The sequence below is a fragment of the Agromyces sp. LHK192 genome, from assembly GCF_004006235.1.
In the GTDB taxonomy this organism is placed as follows: domain Bacteria; phylum Actinomycetota; class Actinomycetes; order Actinomycetales; family Microbacteriaceae; genus Agromyces.
Map to the genome: position 1 here is coordinate 2,872,002 of NZ_CP034753.1, position 18,700 is coordinate 2,890,701.

An 18,700-nucleotide genomic window follows, 5' to 3' on the forward strand; every position below is an offset into this window, starting at 1 on the left:
CAATCCCCTGACGGCCGATCCGGAGGCGCGCCTACCGTCGGCCACGAGGGATCCGACGGGAGGGGGCACGACGCCATGCACCGCATCCACTACGCCGGCGGCGAGCTGGTCACCGGGGACGCGATCGCCGAAGCGCTGATCGGCCTCGCGGCGGCGCTCGCGCGGCAACACTCGGCGGCCTCGGTGGAGATCCCCGTCGTGGGCGCCGACGGCGGCATCGAGCGCGCGAAGCTGCTGCTCGGACCCGCCAGCCAACTCGTCTCGGAACAGCTGCCGGGTCATGACGACCTCGACGATGCCGGCACCGTCGCCGGGCTCCGGGCCGAGATCGCGCTGCTGGTGTCCCATCCGATCGCGGAGGTCCCGCCGCCGCGCGGCGGTGACGCCGATCCGGCCACGGTCACCGGCGAGTACGACTGGCCGGAGCCCTGATCGCCGGCGTACCCTGATCGCCGGCGTGCCCTGATCGCCGACAACCCGCCGTCAGTCGTCGGCGGGTGTCGAGACGTCCGCCGGGATCGGCACCAGGCTGATCGGGATGCCCGGTCCGATCAACAGCTCGGCGGGCTGCGGCCGCCCCTCGCCGAGGTTCAGGGTCACCCAGACCGGTCGGCCCGACCGGTACGCCTCGTCGACCGCCGCCCGGAGCGCCTCGACCTCGGTCTCGCCGACGGAGTACTGGTGCCCGTCGTAGAGCACGTTCACGCGCTTCACGATTCGCTCCCCCGGTCGGTCGGGCCGGGCGGCGGCTCCGGCACGATCACGAGGCCCGACGGCGAGTTGGCCGTATCCATGAGCGCCTCGATCCAGGTGCGGTTGATCGACGGCGGCCGACCCCCCGAGTACTTGAACGCGAGCGGCACGCTCGGATGCATCCACAGCGAACTCCGTCCGTCGCCGATCGACGGGTCGTCGCGCCAGCTGAAGAAGAAGGACTCGCCGCGTCGCAGCTTCGCCCCGATCACCAGTTGCAGGTGCGCCAGGACCCGATCGTCGAAGTCGACGCCCAACGTCGAGTCGTACGTCAGCTTGCCCATCCACGCCCCCACTCCGCCCGCGAACGCGCCCGCACGCTTCGATGCCTGCCCGACCGGATGCCCAGATTCCCACGCCTCGCCGATCCCGGCAATGGGTTGACGGCAGCGGGTGGCTTGACCGACGGTGAGTGCCCCTGGAGGGACTCGAACCCCCAACCCTTTCCTTAGGACGGAACTGCTCTTCCATTGAGCTACAGAGGCTGACCACGAGAGTCTACGGCACCCGATAGCCTGTCCTGCGGCGCGCACGGGGCGCGGGCGCGGCGCGGCCGCGGAGGGAGCGGACATGCCGGAGCGGGAATCGACGAGGTTCTGGGTCGGCGCCTCGACACAGGGTGCGCTCGGATCGGCGGCGACGGGCATCCGTCGCCTCGACATCGACGCCGACGGCGGCTGGACCCTCGGCGATCCGGTCGACGTCGGCCCCAACCCGATGTACCTCGCGATCGCGGCCGCCTCGGGCTTGCTCGGGATCGCGAACGAGCTGCACGAGGGCCTCGTCTCCACCTGGACGCTCGAGGGCGACGGCCTCCGTCCTTTCGGGCCGTCCACCCCGACCGGCTCGGGCGATCCCTGCCACGTCGCGTTCGACGAGGCCGGACGTTGGCTGTTCGCCGCGAACTACTCGGGCGGCGACCTCACCGCGCACCCGGCCGTGCCCGATGCCGAAGCGTCTGATGCCCCGCTGTCCGTCGCATTCTCCGGCACCGGGCCGAACGCGGAGCGCCAGCAGTCGTCGCACCCGCACCAGGTCGTCGTCGACCACGCACGGAACCGGGTCCTCGTGCCCGACCTCGGCTCCGACCGGATCCGGGTCGCAGGCATCGCGGAGCTGCCGGACCGGCTCGGTCACTCCGATGAGGACGACATCGCCGTGCACCCCGGCGCCGGACCACGCCACCTCGTGATCGCGGGCGACCTCGCCGTCGTCGCCAACGAACTCGACCGCACCGCGAGCGTGATCGATCTCGTCGTCGGCGACGAGGTCGCCGTGTTCCCGGTCGACGAGCGGGTGCCGCCCCGCGCACTCGGCGTCTCGGCGATCCGGCTCACGCGTGCGGGAACCGTCCTGATCGGCGACCGCGACGCCGACGCGCTGGTCGCACTGCGACTCGACGCCGACCGCCGCACCCTCGAGCACGCGGCATCCGTCGTCACCGGCGGCCGGCACCCGAGGGACCTGCACGTCACGCACGACGAGCGGTTCGCCCTCGTCGCCGACCAGGCATCCGACTCGATCGCGATCATCGCGCTCGACGGCGGGGTGCCGACGCACGTCGTCGACACGATCACCACGCCGGCACCGTCGTGCCTCGCTCGCGTGCCGTGAACGCCTCGCGGTCGGTCGCCGCACCGTCAGGGCCGACTGTGCGGCCCGAGGGACGTCAGTTGTAGCCGAGGATGACGATCGCGCTCGTCGCGGGCGCGGGCTCGTCGACGAACCCGACCTCCTCGAGTCGTACGTCGTCCATGGCCTGCTGCGTCATCGCCCTCACCTTTTCCGCGTGGAGTGGTTCCCCTCACGCTACCGGCGTCGCGCCGCCGCGGACATTAGCCGAGCCGTCCAACAGAGATTGCGGATTTCGCCATGGTGTCGACAACCCGGCTTCGGCAGGCGTCGCGCCGACGCCGATCAGACCGGCGGGTACAGGTAGATCGCCGACGACGCCGGAATCGTGCGCACGTGGTACGAGTGATCGGAGTTCTGGTTGTACTCCTCGATCGTGACGGTGCCGTCACCGTTGACCGCCTGCACGTACGCGACGTGGTTGTACGGGAACCAGGCGACCGACCCGACGATCGGTTCGCTGCTCGTCGCGCGGCCGCGCGCCGCCCATTCGTCGGCCCACGCGTACGCGCTGCCTGAGGCGAGGTTCGACCAGTCCCACTTCCAGGGGCCGCTCGTGACCCCGGCGTCGCGGTTCATCCGCCAGGCGACGAAGTCGACGCACTCGCGGTAGTAGTACCGAAGCGGTGACAGGCCGCCGCCGTAGTCGTCGGGCGTCTCGTTCCACCACGGATAGTCGTCGCCCTCGGCCTGCTGCGCGGGCGTGTAGTAGGCGCCCGCACGATTGACCAGGCTCGCCGCGCTCGAACGCTCCGCCTCCGCAGCCTCCTCGTCGATCTCGACCTTGGTCTTCACGGCGTAGGCATCCGAGGAGAGGCTGGCGCCGCCGGCGAGCGCCGAGACGTCGACGTCCTGCGCCTCCGCCGTGGTGCGGGAGAACTGGTGCGAGGTGTCGAACCCGGGCGCTCCCGGCGCCATCGCGTAGGCGGGCAGCGCCACGGTCCCGATGATCGCCGGCACGACGAGCACGGCGGCGAGCACCCGGGTCGGGCCGGTGCGACGAACGGCTCCGGTCGCGCGCGGCGCCGGGGCCGGAGGGGCGACGGGCCGCTGCCGGGCGGCGGGGATCGGGGTGCGGGCCGGGCGCCCGGCGGGCGGAACCGGCCGGGCGGTCGCCGACGCGGTCGGCTGCGACGCACCCGACGCGACCTGGTCGGTGGAACCCCGACGACGACCGGAACGGGTTGCGGATGCCTCGGCGGCGGCTTCTGCCGCGCGGCGTGCTGCCCGGCTCGTCGGCTGCTGCATGCCGCTCGTCACGTCACCGCTCACGTACTGGACCTCCTGGCCCGTGCACGTCGGGAGCGTGTCGGGCAGACAGATGCATCGCGGAGCAGGGGGCGCTCCGGACTCAGACCACCATAGAGCACAGCGCCGCCGGTGTCACGATCACGCGGCCTGGAGGAACTCGCTCCATTGCGGCAGGGGGCGTTCGAACCCGCGCACGACCCATCCTCGGCCCTGCGGCATCCGCGGCGTGAAGCGCAGCTGCCATCCCATCTCGGCGGGCGTGTGGTCGCTCTTCACGTTGTTGCACCGCAGGCAGCACGCGACGAGGTTCTCCCAGGTGTCCCGCCCGCCGCGCGACCTGGGGAGCACGTGGTCGATCGTCGCGGCCGATGCCCCGCAGTACGCGCAACGGTGCTCGTCGCGCCGCAGGACCCCTCTTCGGCTCACGGGAACGTGGTGCACCCGCGGGGGCCGCACGTAGCGGGTGAGCACGATGACGCTCGGTCTATCCCAGTCGCCGTTCGCCGCACGGACCGGGTGATCCGCGTCGTGCAGGACGACGGTCGCCTTCTCGTGCATCACGAGGAGCAGTGCGCGCTTGAAGGAGACCACGGCGAGCGGCTCATAGCCGGCGTTGAGCACGAGGGTGCGCATTGGGTGCCTTTCGATCGGTGCTGGATGGCTTCCAGCCGCGTGAACGGATCGACGGACCGCGCGAGGCGCACGGCGGGTGCTTCCCGCCGGAAACGCGCCCCGGGAACGAAGAACGGGCACTGTCCAGATGACAGTGCCCGTCGGCATGCGGTTCGCGAGCGTTCCGGTGGTCCCGGCGCCCGCTCACCCGACTGCTGCGGCGTTGGTCGAAACGCGCGCGCGCATCCTTGGAATGGATGCCTCCCGCGTCGATCATCACCCTCGCTCCGTTCCCGGTTCGCGGTTCGTCATGGCACACGTTACGCGACGAATGGCGCGCCGGAGGCTCCCGGCGCGCCATTCACAGGCTCGCGTCATGCGATGTTCACCGCGCGGATGCAGCGCGGTGGCGGCTCAGATCCCGATGCGCACGATCTGGTACGAGCTGGTCCAGATCGGCTGCACGCGCACGGATGCCCCCTCGTACGGCGCGTGCAGGATCATGCCGTTGCCGGCGTAGAAGCCGTCGTGGCCCGACATGATCACGAGGTCGCCGGGCACCGCGTCGGCCTCGGAGATGGGCGTGCCCATCGCACCCTGGCCGGCGGACGAGTGCGGCATCGCGATGCCGAACTGGGCGAACACGTACATCACGAAGCCCGAGCAGTCGAAGCCGGCGGGCGTCGAGCCGCCGTAGACGTACGGGGTGCCGATGTACTGCGTCGCCACGTTGTAGACGCTCGCGAGGTCGAAGCTCGGGTACGGCGGGTTGGCGAGCAGGTCGGCGACGCCGGGGCCGCTGTACGACGCGGCGTACGAGGTCATCTGCTGCTCTGCCGCGGCGCGTGCCTGCGCGGCGCGTTCGGCTGCGGCGGCGGCCTCTGCGGCCGCCTGTTCGGCGGCGCGGATCTCCTCGCCGGTGACCGCGGCATAGCCGTCGGTCGAGACGGGCGCCGCGATGACGTCGCCTTCGACATCGACGGACTGCGCCGCGGCGTCGGTCAGGCGCGCCTCGTCGGACTGCGCGAACTGGAGGCCGACCTCGTCGGGCGACATGGCGTACGCGGGGATCGCGAGCGTGCCGACGATGCCGGCGGAGACCGCGATGACCGCGACGTTCGCGAACGGGCCGCGGCGGAGCCGCAGGCTCGACGACGGCCTGGTCGTCGCAGCGGGCATCGATCGCGCTTCGGGCGTGGGAACCGCCGTCGCCTCGGCGATCTCCGTGGAACCGGAGCGCCTGCGGGGGCGGATGGCGGTGATGCGCGACTTGCGCGGGCTGGCGCCGCTGACGCGGCGGCGGGGGGAACGAGCCAAGGGGGAACCTCCGTCGCCTGCCGCCCTGTCGGGCCGCCCCACCTGGCCGTGCCGAAGCACCTTCACGGGTTCCGGATCGAGCGGTGGACCCTGAGGAGGCGTCTCGATCGTCGTTCCCGCCGGCTGGCTTCTGCCGGGGGACTCGTCCGAGGATACGCGAGGAAACCCCGATTGTCACATCTCGATAACGCTGCGGCGCAGATCGGCCTCCCGAACCGCCCCCGACGCCGGGATGGAACGGCCGATCGACGTGAGCGCCATCCGATCCGGCGAGCGGGCCCCGGCCAGGGCCCCGGCCGCGTCAGTCGCCGATGAAGAGGTGGCCGGCCACGTCGGTCGCCAGTTCGAGGGCACCGTCGACGCCCTCGATCTCGACGCGGACGAACCCGCCCCTCGTCTCGAAGGTCGCCCGTGCGCCCGGCAGGATCCCGGCCTCGCGGAACTGCGCCAGGAGTTCGGGGTCGAACTGGGCGGGTTCGGCGAGCCGTCGGACGACGCCCTCGACCCGCCCGTCGGACTCGGCGAGTGCGACGACGACGTTGCGCACGCCGCTCAGGAACGGCTGCGCCGCCGGAACGCCGAGCTCCTCGAGCCCGGGGATCGGGTTGCCGTAGGGCGAATGCGTCGGCTGGCCGAGCAGCTCGACGAGACGGCGCTCGACCTGCTCGCTCATGACGTGCTCCCAGCGGCACGCCTCCTCGTGGACGTACTCCCACTCGAGGCCGATGACGTCGGAGAGCAGGCGCTCGGCGAGCCGGTGCTTGCGCATCACGTGCACGGCCTTGCTTCGCCCCTCGGGCGTGAGCTCGAGGTGGCGGTCGCCGCCGACCACGACGAGCCCGTCGCGTTCCATCCGCGCGACGGTCTGCGAGACCGTCGGGCCGGAGTGCCCGAGGCGCTCGGAGATCCGCGCCCGCAGGGGGACGATCCCCTCCTCCTCGAGATCGAGGATGGTTCGGAGGTACATCTCCGTCGTGTCGATCAGATCCGTCACGTGTACACCCTCCCGGTCGCAGCCCGTCATCCAGCCTAGCGGCCACAGCGCCCTCGCTAGACTCGTGCGCATGCCCAGCCTCGCGATCCCCGCTGCCCTGCTGCCCGCCGACGGACGATTCGGTTGCGGGCCGTCGAAGGTGCGCCCCGAGCAGCTCGCCCACCTCGCCGCCGAGGGACCGCGGATCCTGGGCACCTCGCACCGCCAGGCGCCGGTCAAGCAGCTCGTCGGACGGGTCCGCGAAGGCCTCGCCGACCTCTTCCGGCTGCCCGACGGGTACGAGGTCGTGCTCGGCAACGGCGGCTCGACGGCGTTCTGGGACATGGCCGCGTTCGGACTCATCGAACGGCGGGCGCAGCTGAGCACGTTCGGCGAGTTCGGCGCGAAGTTCGCGAAGGCCGCCGCGGCGCCATGGCTCGAGGCCCCCGACGTTCGCACGGCCGCCCCCGGCACGCGCGTCGGGGCGGAGGCCGTCGAGGGCGTCGACGTGTACGGCTGGCCGCAGAACGAGACCTCGACCGGCGTCGCCTCACCGGTGGTCCGCGTCGACGGCGACGCCGGTGCGCTCACCGTGATCGACGCGACGAGCGCCGCGGGCGGCATCGACGTCGACCCCGCGCAGTTCGACGCCTACTACTTCGCCCCGCAGAAGAACTTCGCCTCCGACGGCGGCATCTGGTTCGCGCTGCTGTCGCCGGCCGCGATCGAGCGCGTCGAGCGCGTCGCGGCGAGCGGCCGGTACATCCCCGACTTCCTCTCGCTCAAGCAGGCCGTCGACAACTCGCGGCTCGACCAGACGCTGAACACGCCGGCGCTCGCGCCGCTCCTGCTCCTCGAGAACCAGATCGAGTGGATGCTGGCGTCCGGCGGCCTCGCCTGGGCCGACGCCCGCACGCGCGAGTCCTCAGGCGTCCTGTACGACTGGGCCGAGGCATCCGACGTCGCGACCCCGTTCGTCGCCGAAGCGGCGGACCGCTCGCAGGTGGTCGTGACGATCGACTTCGACGAGCAGACGGATGCCGCGCGCATCGCGAAGATCCTCCGTGAGAACGGCATCGTGGACACGGAGCCGTATCGCAAGCTCGGCCGGAACCAGCTGCGCGTCGCGACGTTCACCGCGATCGAGCCGGATGACGTGCGCGCGCTCACGGCCTCGATCGACTACGTGCTCGAGCACCTGGGCTGATCCCGTGCGCCTTTGGCTGGGCGAGGACGAGCGCAGGCCCGACCCTGCGCCGGCCAGGGCCGACGCCAGGAAGGCGCTCGCGACCGGTACCGCCGCCTGGCTGCTCGGTGCGGGCCTGGCGTGGTTCTTCCTGCCCGCGCTCGACGCCGCCGGCTTCGGTTGGCTGCTGCCGATGTCGGTCATCGGGTTCGCGCTCGGCATCGCCGGGATCACGGTCGTCCAGGTGCACCGGCACCGCACCGGCGAGCGCGGACGCCGGAACCGCGGCGGACCGACCGTCGATCAGTCTTCCGAGGACTGATCCCCGGCAGCACCCGACGTGCCGGCGGAGGAATCCGCCGTCTCGGTGGACTCGACCTCGGAGGCGTCCGACTCGACCTCGGAGACGTCCGGCTCTGCCGGATCGCCCAGCGCGTCGATGTCGATCCCGTCGAACACGTCGTCGTGATCGTCGTGATCGTGATCGTCGTGCTCGTGGTCGTCGTCCTCTTCGACGTCGCTCCCGTAGCCGTCGGCGTCTCCGAGTCCGTCGTCCAACCCGTCGTCGGCGTCGTCTTCATCGAATCGGTCACCGTCGAATCCGTCGCGGAACTCGTCGTCGTCGGCCGGGTCGCCGTCGCCGAGCGCGGCGGACTGCGCCTGAGCCGCCCGGTACTCCGCGAGCCGCTCCGACCAGGGCACCCACTCGGGCGCGAGGAGCGCCTGCTCCCCCGGCATGAGCTCGGTCTCGAGCACCGTGGGGTCGGCGCCCTCGACCCGGGCGATGGTCACGCTCCAGTGCCAGCCTCGGTAGCCGGCGAGGTCGGCGGCGAACAGGAGGGTGAGCACGTGCTCGTCCTCGACGATGTGGCCGATCACCGAACCGACGGTCTCCGGCGGCGTCGTCTCGAGCAGGGCCCGCTGCGCGAGTGCGGCCGAGGCGAGCAGCACTTCGTCCGCGACGGCGTCCACGCGTGTCTCCCCGGCGACCTCCGCCGCCGCCGACTCGTCGTCTGCGGTCGACTCGTCGTCGGCCTCCGGCGCGTCGTCCGGGATCAGCGCGTCGTCCGCCGATGGCGCGTCGTCCGCGATCGGCCCGTCGTCCGCCGGCGGCGTGACGAGCGGCTCCTCGTCAGGCATCGAGGTCGTCCGCGACGCGTCGGAGCACGGCCGCGACGGTGCGCGCCTTGCCCTTGTCGGGGTATCGGCCGCGACGGAGGTCTCCGCCGATGCCGTCGAGCACCTTCACGAGGTCCTCGACGATGACGGCCATGTCGTCGGCCGGCTTGCGGTGGATCTTCGCCATGCTCGGCGGCGTGTCGAGCACGCGCACCGAGAGGGCCTGCGCGCCGCGCTTGCCGTCGGCGATGCCGAACTCGAGCCGCGTGCCGGCCCGCACGGTCGCTCCGGACGGCAGCGCCGAGGCATGCAGGAAGACCTCCTGGCCGTCGTCGGCGGCGATGAAGCCGAAGCCCTTCTCATCGTCGTAGAACTTGACCTTGCCGGTGGGCATCGCTGAATCCTCGCTCGTCGTCTCACGGCGCGCCAAGGCGCGTCGCCGTCGGAGTCCAGTCTAGGTCGCGGGCGCTCGTCGCCGCGCTGTCCTAAGCTGAGAAGGTGACCGATCAGAGCCCCATCGCCGACCATCGCCTCGAGCGCACGCTCGCCTTCATGGTCGCAGGCGTGGTGATCGCCTCGGTGATCGCGTTCATCGCCGTCATGATCGGCTCGTTCGCGAACGGCGGCACGACCGGGTGGGCCGAACAGGGCATCTGGCCGTTCGTGCTGGTGTTCCCCCTGATCGGCTTGCCGATCGGGTTCATCCTGCTGATCACCCTACTGATCGTGAACGGCGTCCGGCGTCGGCGCGAGGCCGCGCGACGAGAAGGGGACTGACGCAGGCCATGCTCGAGCTCGCCGCGAGGCTCCGCGCGATGACGCGTGACGAGTTGGCCGGCGCGCTCGCGCTGCGCGAGTTCGACGCCGCCGCTATCCGCGACCAGTTCGACCTCGCCGAGGCGCTGCTCTCCGCAGACTCCCTCGACTCGGCGATCGGCCGGCTCGATCGTCGCCACCTGGCCGTCCTCTCGGCCGCGACCACTGCGGCCGGGTCCGACGGCGTGCTGGACCCAGCGGCGCTCACCGCCGAGCTCGAACGGATCGAGGCCTCCGACCAGATCCGCGGCATCCGCGATGAGCTGCTCGACGATCTCGCCGACCGCCTCCTCGTGGTCCGCGACGACGACGAGCGCGTTCGAGTCCCGTCCGCCGTGACCACGCGGCTGGCCGCGCGGCTCGGCACCGACCTCCCGACCGCGACCGAGCTGGCCGCGACCCCGCCGCCCGTGCTGCAGCCGGTCGACGCGGTGGATCGCCGGCTCCTCGCGCGCCGCGGCGCCGAGGCCGCGTATGCGACGGTGACGGCGACGGCGGAGCTCGTGTCGGCGATCGGCATGCAGCCCGCCCGCGAGCTCGCGAAGGGCGGTCTCTCGCTCCCCGACTCGAAGCGGCTGGCCGAGGCGACCGGGGTCGAGCTCGACGAACTGCCCCGGCTGTTCCGGCGAGCCGTCGAGGCCGGGCTCGTCACGCGCGACGGCGCCTACTGGCTGGAGTCCGACCTCGGCGGGAACTGGTGCCTGCTGCCCGCGGCCGAGCGGTGGAAGCTGCTCGCCGATCGCTGGCGCGACCGCATCCCGCCGGCGCTGCGCGAACTCGTCGTTCGCCGGACCGAGGTGCTCTCCGCGGCCGACTTCCGCGCGGACGTCACCTGGCTCTACCCCGCCGGCGGGCGATGGGTCGACGAGGGCCTCGACCGGCTCGCCGACGAGGCCGACGCGCTGGGGCTCGCCGTCGACGGCAACCCCGTCGATCCCGGTCCGACGGTCGTCGCGGGCGATCTCGACCGGGCCGCCGAGGAGATCGGTGCCTGGTTCCCGACCCCGGTCGACAAGGTGTACCTCCAGCACGACCTCTCGGTGGTCGCGCCAGGGCCCCTCGCGCCGGCCGTCGACGCACGGCTGCGCGGGTTCGCCGACCTCGAGGCACGCGATCTCGCGTCGACGTACCGCGTCACCGCGGCATCCGTGAATCGCGGGCTCGCCGCGGGCGAGTCCGCGGAGTCCATCCGCGCGTTCCTCGAGTCGATCTCGTTGACCGGGATGCCCCAGCCGCTCGAGTATCTCGTGCAGGAGGCGGCTCGGCGATTCGGCAGCGTTCGCGTCGCTGCGGCGCCGCCGTCGGATGCCCCGGCGCTCGCGTCGGTGCGCAGCGACGACGGCGAGCTCATCGGCACGCTCGAGGTCGACCAGTCGTTGTCGAGCCTCGGGCTGCGCCGTGGCGGCGACCATCGCCTGCTGTCGCGCTTCGCGCCCGACCTGGTGTTCTGGGCGCTCTCCGACGCCAAGTACCCGGTGGCCGCCGAAGACGCCGACGGCCGCATCCTCCGTCTCAAACGGCACCGTCTGGCGCCGGCGCCGTCACCGGCACCGCGCGCCGATCCGGTCGCGGACCTGATCGAACGGCTCTCGAACGGCGACGGCTCGCCGGCGACCGAGGACGCCTGGCTGGCACGTCAACTGGAGGCGGCGGCGCGCGCGAAGGAGACGTTGACGGTGACGGTGCGGATGCCGGGAGGCCAGACCGCCGACTACCTGCTCGCCCCGGCGAGCGTCGCGAACGGCCGACTCCGTGCGCGTGACCGCAAGGCGGACATCGAGCGCACCCTGCCGCTGTCCGCGATCGCCGCGGTCGGCCCGGCACCCGCCGAATAGGCCCGGCCGGCCGGTCGAACCGGTTGCCCGTCCACCGGATCCGACACGTCGGGGCACGGTCGCAGCCGACAGGCGTAGACTGGTCGGTCATGTCGGACGGCCCCCTGATCGTGCAGAGCGATCGCACTGTGCTCCTCGAAGTCGCGCACCCGCTCGCCGAGGATGCACGGCACGATCTCGCCGTGTTCGCCGAGCTCGAGCGCGCCCCCGAGCACGTGCACACCTACCGCATCACCCGCCTCGGGTTGTGGAACGCGCGCGCCGCCGGCCACACGGCCGACGACATGCTCGGGACCCTCGACCGGTACGCCAGGTTCCCGGTGCCGCAGACCGTCGCCGTCGACATGCGCGAGACCGTCGCCAGGTACGGCCGGCTCGTGATCGACCGCACCGAGGAGGGACTGCTGCGCCTGCACTCGGACGACGTGGCGGTGCTCACCGAGGTGGCCGGCGCGAAGCGCATCGCCCCGCTGCTCGCGGAACGCATCTCGGACACCGGGTTCCTCGTCGCCGCGTGGGCGCGCGGCGCGCTCAAGCAGGAGCTGGTCAAGCTGGGCTGGCCGGCGGAGGACCTCGCCGGCTACACGCCGGGGACGCCGCATCCGATCGACCTCGAGCAGGACGGCTGGCAGCTGCGCGGCTACCAGCAGCAGGCGGTCGACAACTTCTTCGAGGGCGGCTCGGGCGTGGTGGTGCTGCCGTGCGGCGCCGGCAAGACCCTCGTCGGCGCCGGGGCGATGGCGACGGCGAAGACGACCACGCTGATCCTCGTGACGAACACGGTGTCGGCGCGTCAGTGGCGCGACGAACTGCTGCGTCGCACGTCGCTTTCTCCGGACGAGATCGGCGAGTACTCCGGCCAGGTCAAGGAGATCAAGCCCGTCACGATCGCGACCTACCAGATCCTCACGGCCCGCCGGAAGGGCGAGTACGCGCACCTGTCCGTGCTCGACGCCCTGGACTGGGGGCTCATCGTGTACGACGAGGTGCACCTGCTGCCCGCGCCGGTGTTCAAGCTCACCGCCGAGCTCCAGGCCCGCCGCCGGCTGGGCCTCACCGCCACGCTCGTACGCGAGGATGGTCGTGAGGGCGACGTGTTCAGCCTCATCGGCCCGAAGCGGTTCGACGCCCCGTGGAAGGAGATCGAGGCGCAGGGCTTCATCTCCCCCGCGGCCTGCTACGAGGTGCGCATCGACATGCCCCAGGGCGACCGGCTGCAGTACGCCGCGGCCGCCGACGACGAGCGGTACCGGCTCGCGGCGACCGCACCGGCGAAGCTCGGGGTGGTCCGCCAGCTCGTCGAGCGCCATCGCGGCGAGCGCATCCTCGTGATCGGGCAGTACCTCGACCAGATCGACGAGCTCGCGGAGGCGCTCGGAGCGCCCCAGCTGACCGGGTCGACGCCGGTCGACGAACGCGAGCGCCTGTTCCAGGAGTTCCGCGACGGCGTGACGCAGGTGCTCGTGGTGTCGAAGGTGGCGAACTTCTCGGTCGACCTCCCCGAGGCGACGGTCGCGATCCAGGTGTCGGGGTCGTTCGGTTCGCGGCAGGAGGAGGCGCAGCGCCTCGGACGCCTGCTGCGCCCGAAGGAGTCCGGCCTGTCGGCGAACTTCTACACACTCGTCTCGCGCGACACGGTCGACCAGGACTTCGCGCAGAACCGGCAGCGGTTCCTCGCCGAGCAGGGCTACTCGTACACGATCCTCGACGCGCACACGCTCGAGGCCGCGGCGTAGGCCCCGGGCTCAGTCCCTGGCGTAGCGCAGCAGGAGCAGGTCGCCCGCCGGGATCGCGTGGAGCAGACGCATCCGCCGATCCGCCTCGGGCGCGCCCTGCACGATGCGGCCCGCACCGCCGCCGACGAGCGTGGGGCTGAGGCTGAGGCAGAGTTCGTCGACGAGGCCGGCTGACAGCAGCGTGCCGAAGAGGTGCGGGCCGCCCTCGCACAGGACCTGGCGCAGTCCCGCTGCGGCGAGCGCGTCCCGCGTCGCACGGAGGTCGACCTCCTCGTCGCCGCAGATCAGCACCTCGGCGACCTCGGCGAGCGCGTCACGCCGCGCCCGCGCCGATCCGGCTTGGGTTGCGACGATGGGGCGCACGACCGCCTTCGCGAACACCGGATGCCCCGGGTCGAGGTCGAGCGCCGACGACACGATCGCGAGGCGCGGCTGCGGAGGCATCCCGCGCGCGATCCGCCACTCGGCGTCCTCGTCGTCGACGCGGATGCCGCCGTACCCTTCGGCGCGAACCGTGCCTGCGCCGACGACCACGACGTCGGCGAGGGTTCGCAGCACCCGCATGGCGAGGCGGTCGGCCTCGTCGCCGAGCCCGCCGCTTCGGCCGTCGATGGTGACGGCGCCGTCGAGGCTCGACACGAAGTTCATGCGGATCCGCGGCGCGGAGCGGTCGGCGATCGCGTAGGCGTCGAGCAGGCGTGCGCGGCCCGGCGCGTCGCCGCCCGCCTCACCGGTGCCAATCCCGTCGTCGCTCATCGGTTGTGCTCCAGGAAGACGGGCTCGCGCCATCCCTCGATCGCCTCGATCATCCGCATCGCGTCGACGGTCTCGCGGACGTTGTGCACCCGCACGATCCGTGCACCCTGCAGCACGCAGTACACGGCCGCGGCGATCGAGCCCTCGACGCGCTCGCCCCGGTCGCGACGGCCCAGGCTCTCGCCGACGAAGTCCTTGTTCGACAGCGCGACGAGCGTCGGGTAGCCGAGCGCGGTGATCTCGCCGAGCCGTCGGGTGAGCTCGAGCGAGTGCAGCGTGTGTTTGTTGAGGTCGTGGCCGGGGTCGACGATGACCTGCTCCGGCGCCACGCCGCGCGCGAGCGCGTGGGCGACCCGGTCGGTCAGGAACGCAGCGACCTCGCCGACGACGTCGCCGTAGCTCGGCTTCGGGTACGCGGTGCGGGGCTCGGCGAGGCTGTGCGTGATGACGATCGCGGCGCCGGTCTCGACGACGACGGCGGCCATGTCGGGGTCGTGCAGTCCGGTCGTGTCGTTGATCACGTGCGCACCGGCCGCGAGCGCGGCGCGGGCGACCTCGGCGTGGAACGTGTCGACCGAGATCACGGCACCGCTGTCGGCGAGCGCCGCCACGACGGGCACGACCCGGTCGATCTCCTCGGCGACGGGGATCGCGGGCCCCGGCGCGAACTTCGCGCCCCCGATGTCGATCCAGTCGGCGCCCTCGTCGATCGCGCGCCGTGCGGCGTCGACCGCGAGGTCGAGCGCGTCGGTGCGACCGCGGTCGTAGAACGAGTCGGGCGTGCGGTTGACGATCGCCATGACCGCGACCTGCCGGTCGAAGTCGAACTCGCGCGGGCCGATGGTGCGTCGACCGATCGCGGGCCGACCGCTCGCGGGCGCTCCGTCCGCGTCGGAAGCGGCGGGGCCGCTCATGCTCCGTCCCCCGCGAGCGCGTCGAGCGGCACCGACGGGTCGGCGAGCTCGTCGCGGCTCACCACGCGCTCCGAGCGGATGAGTCGCTGGACGAGCGGGTTCACGTCCCACACGTTCACGTTCATGCCCGCCACGACCCGGCCGTCGGCGAGCCAGAACGCGACGTACTCCCGCGCGGCCAGGTCTCCCCGGACCACGAACTCGGCGTCGCCGGCGAGGTCTCCGTACCCGGAGTACTCCATGCCGAGGTCGTACTGGTCGGTGAAGAAGTACGGCACCTCGTCGTGCACCGCCGCCTCGCCGACGAGCACCCGGCCGGCCGTGCGGCCGCCCGTATCGGCATTCGCCCAGTGATCGACCCGCAGGTGGCGACCGAGCCGCGCGTTCCACGTCGCCGCGACGTCGCCGGCCGCGTACACGTCGGGCGCGCTGGTCGCGAGGCCGGCGTCGGTGGCGACGCCCCCTTCGCGCAGGTCGAGTCCGGCGGATGCCGCGAACCGCGTGTCGGGCGTCGCCCCGAGGCCGAACACCACGACGTCCGCCGGAAGCTCCTCGCCGGTGCCGAGCACGACCGCGGCCACCCGGCCGCCCTCGCCGCGCACAGCCTGCACGGCGCCAGGCACGACGAACCGCACGCCCCGTTCCTCGTGCATGGCGCGGAACGACGCGCCGGCCTGCTCGCCGATCGCGTTCGCCAGCGGCGTCCGCCGCGCGACGACCGTGACCTCGTTGCCGTGCTCGCGGGCCGCTGCGGCCACCTCGAGGCCGATCCATCCGCCGCCCACCACGACGACACGTCGACCGCCGGGGGCGAGCGCCCGGCGCAGCGCGGTCGCGTCGGGCAGCCGGCGCAGGTGGTGGATGCCGCGGAGGCCTGCGCCGGGACCGGTGAAGCGTCTCGGCTGCGACCCCGTCGCGATGAGCAGCCGGTCGTAGCGGAGCGGCTCGCCCGCGACCTCCAGCCGGTGCTCGGCGGCGTCCAGCGCGGTCGCCGCCTCGCCGACGCGGAGTTCGATGTCGCGTTCGCGGTACCACCGTGCGTCGAACGGGTAGACCGCCGACGAGGCATCCGAGCCGAGCAGGTACCCCTTCGACAGCGGGGGCCGCTCGTACGGCTTCCGCGGTTCCTCGGCGACGACGACGATTTCGCCGTCGAACCCCGAGTCGCGCACCGCCTCGACCGCGCGCGCCGTGGCGAGGCCGCCTCCGACCGCGATGATCCGCTCGCTCCGTGACATGTCTCGAGTCTTCCACGCCTGCTCGTCGCAGCGGCGGCCCAGGTGTCGATCCGAGGACACTCGAAGAATGTTCAGTGAATCCTCAGCTCATCCGCAGCAGAATGGCGACATGAGCGACGGACCTCGAATTCTCATCGTCGACGACGAGCCGAACATCCGGGACCTGCTGACGACGAGCCTGCGCTTCGCGGGCTTCGCCGTCCGCGCGGTCGCGAACGGCGCGCAGACCATCTCGGCCGTGCTCGAGGAGGAACCCGACCTGATCATCCTCGACGTGATGCTGCCCGACATGAACGGCTTCAGCGTCACGAAGCGCCTGCGATCGGCCGGCTACACGGCGCCGATCCTCTTCCTGACGGCGAAGGACGACACCGAGGACAAGATCACCGGCCTGACGGTCGGCGGCGACGACTACGTCACCAAGCCCTTCAGCCTCGACGAGATCGTCGCGCGCATCAAGGCGATCCTGCGCCGCACGATGCACGCCGAGGAGGACGCGGTCATCCGCACCGGCGAACTCACCATGGACCAGGACACCCACGAGGTGCTCGTCGGCGACGTGCCGGTCGAACTCAGCCCGACCGAGTTCAAGCTCCTGCGCTACCTCATGCTGAACCCGAATCGCGTGCTCTCGAAGGCGCAGATCCTCGACCACGTCTGGGAGTACGACTTCAACGGCGACGCCGGCATCGTCGAGAGCTACATCTCGTACCTGCGCCGGAAGCTCGACCAGCACTCGGCCGAGCCCCTGATCCAGACCAAGCGCGGATTCGGGTACATGCTCAAGTCCTCCAAGGCGTAGCACGGCATCGGTACAGGTTCGGTACAGGGAGCATCCGTAGACTCGCCCGGCCATGCATCAGACCCTCTCAGACCGGTGGAACCGCGTCTCCCTGCGCACCAAGATCACCGGGGTGACAGTGCTGATGCTCACCCTCGGGCTGCTCGTCTCGGGCATCGGCACGGCCGCCATGCTCCGCGGCTACGTCGAGAGCCAGGTCGATGAGAAGCTGAAGGCCCTCGCCTCGAACAGCGACCTGCTGAAGTCGGCGGCACGGGGCAACGTCGATGCGTACGTCGCCGTCTACGAGGCCGACGGATCGTACGAGGACGACAACTGGTCGGTGATGCAGGAGGGGGCGCCGCCAAGCCGGCCCGCCGCCCTGTCGATCACCGAGGTGCTCTCGCTGAACCGCGACGGCTACGTGGTGCAGGTGCTTCCCGACGTCAACGGCAACGAGGTCTACCGCGCGATCCTGACCGTCCAGCAAGTGGACCAGGGCGACAACGTCGCGGTCGTCGTCGCGCTCTCGACCGCGGAGAGCGATCGCCTCCTCGCGGCCTACCTCACGATCTTCCTGGGCTTCGGGTTCGGCGTCATCCTGATCGGCGCCCTGCTGACCCGGATGCTCGTGACCTCGACCTTCACGCCGTTGCGCGAGGTCGAACGGACCGCGGCCGCGATCGCCGACGGCGACTTCAGCCAGCGACTCGGCGGCGCCACGCCGAACACCGAGGTCGGCCGCCTGACCCGGTCGCTCAACACCATGCTGAACCGCATCGACCGCGCCTTCCGCGACCGCGCCCGCACGATCGACCAGATGCGCCGCTTCGTCGGTGACGCGTCGCACGAACTGCGCACGCCGCTCGTGTCGGTCCGCGGCTACGCGGAGCTGTACCGCATGGGCGCGCTGCAGAGCCCGGAGGACGTCGGCCAGGCGATGGATCGCATCGAGAAGGAGGCGATCCGCATGGGCGGGCTCGTCGAGGACCTCCTCGCCCTCGCCCGCCTCGACGAGGCGAAGCCGCTCGAACTGACCGAGGTCGACCTCGTGCCGTTGGCGCGCGATGCGGCGCTCGACGCGATGGCCGCGAACCCGGGCAGGACCGTCACCGTCATCGCGCCCGCGGAGGGCGCACCCGACGACACCGCGCCGGTGCTGCAGGTCGACCTCGTCGCCGAACCGGCTCGCGGACGCGGCAGCCTCTCGTTCGCCGGAGCGACCCTCGCGCGACTTCGCGGCCGACGGCCGCGGACGAGGCCGGTCGATACGACGGATGCCTCCGCGGCCGCACAGCCCGAGACGGACGCCGAAGCGTCGGCGTCGTCGGCAGCGGCGGCGGTCGCCGAGCCCACCGCGCCGGTGCGCCGCGCCGTGGTGCTCGCGGAGGAGAACAAGATCCGTCAGGTCATCACCAACCTGATGGGCAATGCCGTGCGCTTCACCTCCGTGGACAGCCCGATCGACATCCGCGTCTCGGTCGACGACGAGGCCGAGCGCGCCATGCTCGAGGTCGTCGACCACGGCGAAGGCATCCCGCCGCAGATCCGGGAGAAGATCTTCCAGCGCTTCTGGCGCGCCGACACGTCCCGCACTCGCGAGACCGGCGGCTCGGGCCTCGGTCTCGCGATCGTGTCGTCGATCGTGGCCGCGCACAACGGCACCGTCGACGTCGTCCAGACGCCGGGTGGCGGCGCGACGTTCCGGGTCTCGCTGCCCCTCGCCGGCTCGGCGGCCGCGCCGCAGCGCGTCGGCGACGCCTGAGCCGGCGGCGCGCTCC

At 72.0% G+C, this 18,700-nt stretch carries 20 protein-coding genes and 1 tRNA gene; 9 read left to right on the forward strand and 12 right to left on the reverse strand.

What is annotated here, in order from left to right; translation table 11 throughout:
* Window positions 1-75: 75 nt before the first annotated feature.
* Window positions 76-432, forward strand: coding sequence for a hypothetical protein (locus ELQ40_RS12960; RefSeq protein ID WP_127794063.1), 357 nt, complete (start codon window positions 76-78; stop codon window positions 430-432).
* Window positions 433-483: 51 nt separating this feature from the next.
* On the opposite strand, the gene ELQ40_RS12965 is transcribed toward ELQ40_RS12960, so the two are convergent.
* The 3 genes from ELQ40_RS12965 to ELQ40_RS12975 form a co-directional block, all read right to left on the reverse strand.
* Entirely contained in the window at window positions 484-714 is a 231-nt protein-coding gene (locus ELQ40_RS12965) for a hypothetical protein (RefSeq protein WP_240665791.1), read from the reverse strand.
* A complete protein-coding gene (locus ELQ40_RS12970; protein ID WP_127795299.1) occupies window positions 711-1,037 on the reverse strand; it encodes an ATP-dependent DNA ligase in 327 nt (108 codons plus the stop codon). Before ELQ40_RS12970 ends, ELQ40_RS12965 begins: the two co-directional genes overlap by 4 nt.
* 129 nt (window positions 1,038-1,166) lie before the next feature.
* Window positions 1,167-1,238, reverse strand: a tRNA-Arg gene (locus tag ELQ40_RS12975).
* 85 nt (window positions 1,239-1,323) lie between these two features.
* On the opposite strand from ELQ40_RS12975, the gene ELQ40_RS12980 reads away from it, so the two are divergent.
* On the forward strand, window positions 1,324-2,367 hold the full coding sequence (locus ELQ40_RS12980) for a beta-propeller fold lactonase family protein (protein WP_127794064.1): 1,044 nt from the start codon (window positions 1,324-1,326) through the stop codon (window positions 2,365-2,367).
* A gap of 303 nt (window positions 2,368-2,670) precedes the next feature.
* Here ELQ40_RS12980 and ELQ40_RS18940 read toward each other — a convergent pair whose 3' ends face one another.
* From ELQ40_RS18940 to ELQ40_RS13010, 4 genes are all read right to left on the reverse strand, one after another.
* On the reverse strand, window positions 2,671-3,657 hold the full coding sequence (locus ELQ40_RS18940; protein ID WP_240665792.1) for a CHAP domain-containing protein: 987 nt from the start codon (window positions 3,655-3,657) through the stop codon (window positions 2,671-2,673).
* Between the two features lie 117 nt (window positions 3,658-3,774).
* The gene (locus tag ELQ40_RS13000; RefSeq protein ID WP_127794066.1) at window positions 3,775-4,269 is read right to left on the reverse strand and encodes an HNH endonuclease; all 495 of its coding nucleotides are present in this window, start codon (window positions 4,267-4,269) and stop codon (window positions 3,775-3,777) included.
* Window positions 4,270-4,662: 393 nt separating this feature from the next.
* Complete coding sequence (locus ELQ40_RS13005) at window positions 4,663-5,565, reverse strand: C40 family peptidase (protein WP_127794067.1); 903 nt, start codon at window positions 5,563-5,565, stop codon at window positions 4,663-4,665.
* Between the two features lie 301 nt (window positions 5,566-5,866).
* The gene (locus ELQ40_RS13010) at window positions 5,867-6,559 is read right to left on the reverse strand and encodes a metal-dependent transcriptional regulator (RefSeq protein WP_127794068.1); all 693 of its coding nucleotides are present in this window, start codon (window positions 6,557-6,559) and stop codon (window positions 5,867-5,869) included.
* Between the two features lie 70 nt (window positions 6,560-6,629).
* Here ELQ40_RS13010 and serC point away from each other — a divergent pair, with 70 nt between their 5' ends.
* Together serC and ELQ40_RS13020 are read left to right on the forward strand one after the other, a co-directional pair.
* Window positions 6,630-7,745, forward strand: coding sequence for a phosphoserine transaminase (gene serC / locus ELQ40_RS13015; RefSeq protein ID WP_127794069.1), 1,116 nt, complete (start codon window positions 6,630-6,632; stop codon window positions 7,743-7,745).
* Between the two features lie 4 nt (window positions 7,746-7,749).
* On the forward strand, window positions 7,750-8,046 hold the full coding sequence (locus ELQ40_RS13020; protein ID WP_164863586.1) for a DUF2530 domain-containing protein: 297 nt from the start codon (window positions 7,750-7,752) through the stop codon (window positions 8,044-8,046).
* Here the strand turns inward: ELQ40_RS13020 and ELQ40_RS13025 are convergent.
* Both ELQ40_RS13025 and ELQ40_RS13030 read right to left on the reverse strand, forming a co-directional pair.
* Complete coding sequence (locus ELQ40_RS13025) at window positions 8,028-8,864, reverse strand: DUF3027 domain-containing protein (protein ID WP_127794071.1); 837 nt, start codon at window positions 8,862-8,864, stop codon at window positions 8,028-8,030. The genes ELQ40_RS13020 and ELQ40_RS13025 overlap by 19 nt on opposite strands.
* Window positions 8,857-9,237 (reverse strand): cold-shock protein, encoded by a 381-nt coding sequence (locus ELQ40_RS13030; protein WP_127794072.1) that lies wholly within the window; start codon window positions 9,235-9,237, stop codon window positions 8,857-8,859. The genes ELQ40_RS13025 and ELQ40_RS13030 overlap by 8 nt, the downstream gene beginning before the upstream one ends.
* 104 nt (window positions 9,238-9,341) lie before the next feature.
* Between ELQ40_RS13030 and ELQ40_RS13035 the strand changes: the two genes are divergently transcribed.
* From ELQ40_RS13035 to ELQ40_RS13045, 3 genes are all read left to right on the forward strand, one after another.
* Entirely contained in the window at window positions 9,342-9,620 is a 279-nt protein-coding gene (locus ELQ40_RS13035; protein WP_127794073.1) for a hypothetical protein, read from the forward strand.
* 38 nt (window positions 9,621-9,658) lie between these two features.
* Entirely contained in the window at window positions 9,659-11,494 is a 1,836-nt protein-coding gene (locus ELQ40_RS13040; protein WP_127794074.1) for a helicase-associated domain-containing protein, read from the forward strand.
* Window positions 11,495-11,583: 89 nt separating this feature from the next.
* Window positions 11,584-13,230, forward strand: a complete 1,647-nt coding sequence (locus ELQ40_RS13045) for a DNA repair helicase XPB (RefSeq protein WP_127794075.1) — start codon at window positions 11,584-11,586, stop codon at window positions 13,228-13,230.
* Between the two features lie 9 nt (window positions 13,231-13,239).
* On the opposite strand, the gene ELQ40_RS13050 is transcribed toward ELQ40_RS13045, so the two are convergent.
* From ELQ40_RS13050 to ELQ40_RS13060, 3 genes are read right to left on the reverse strand one after another with little or no spacing between them, the layout of a single operon-like run.
* Complete coding sequence (locus ELQ40_RS13050) at window positions 13,240-13,986, reverse strand: pyrimidine reductase family protein (protein ID WP_164863589.1); 747 nt, start codon at window positions 13,984-13,986, stop codon at window positions 13,240-13,242.
* A complete protein-coding gene (gene folP, locus ELQ40_RS13055) occupies window positions 13,983-14,900 on the reverse strand; it encodes a dihydropteroate synthase (RefSeq protein ID WP_127794077.1) in 918 nt (305 codons plus the stop codon). The genes ELQ40_RS13050 and folP overlap by 4 nt, the downstream gene beginning before the upstream one ends.
* Window positions 14,897-16,138 (reverse strand): NAD(P)/FAD-dependent oxidoreductase, encoded by a 1,242-nt coding sequence (locus ELQ40_RS13060; protein ID WP_127794078.1) that lies wholly within the window; start codon window positions 16,136-16,138, stop codon window positions 14,897-14,899. The genes folP and ELQ40_RS13060 overlap by 4 nt, the downstream gene beginning before the upstream one ends.
* Window positions 16,139-16,247: 109 nt before the next feature.
* Here ELQ40_RS13060 and ELQ40_RS13065 point away from each other — a divergent pair, with 109 nt between their 5' ends.
* Both ELQ40_RS13065 and ELQ40_RS13070 read left to right on the forward strand, forming a co-directional pair.
* Window positions 16,248-16,940: a response regulator transcription factor gene (locus tag ELQ40_RS13065; protein ID WP_127794079.1), complete on the forward strand. Its 693-nt coding sequence runs from the start codon at window positions 16,248-16,250 to the stop codon at window positions 16,938-16,940.
* A 52-nt stretch (window positions 16,941-16,992) separates the two neighbouring features.
* Complete coding sequence (locus ELQ40_RS13070) at window positions 16,993-18,684, forward strand: cell wall metabolism sensor histidine kinase WalK (protein WP_127794080.1); 1,692 nt, start codon at window positions 16,993-16,995, stop codon at window positions 18,682-18,684.
* The last annotated feature ends 16 nt before the right edge of the window (window positions 18,685-18,700 follow it).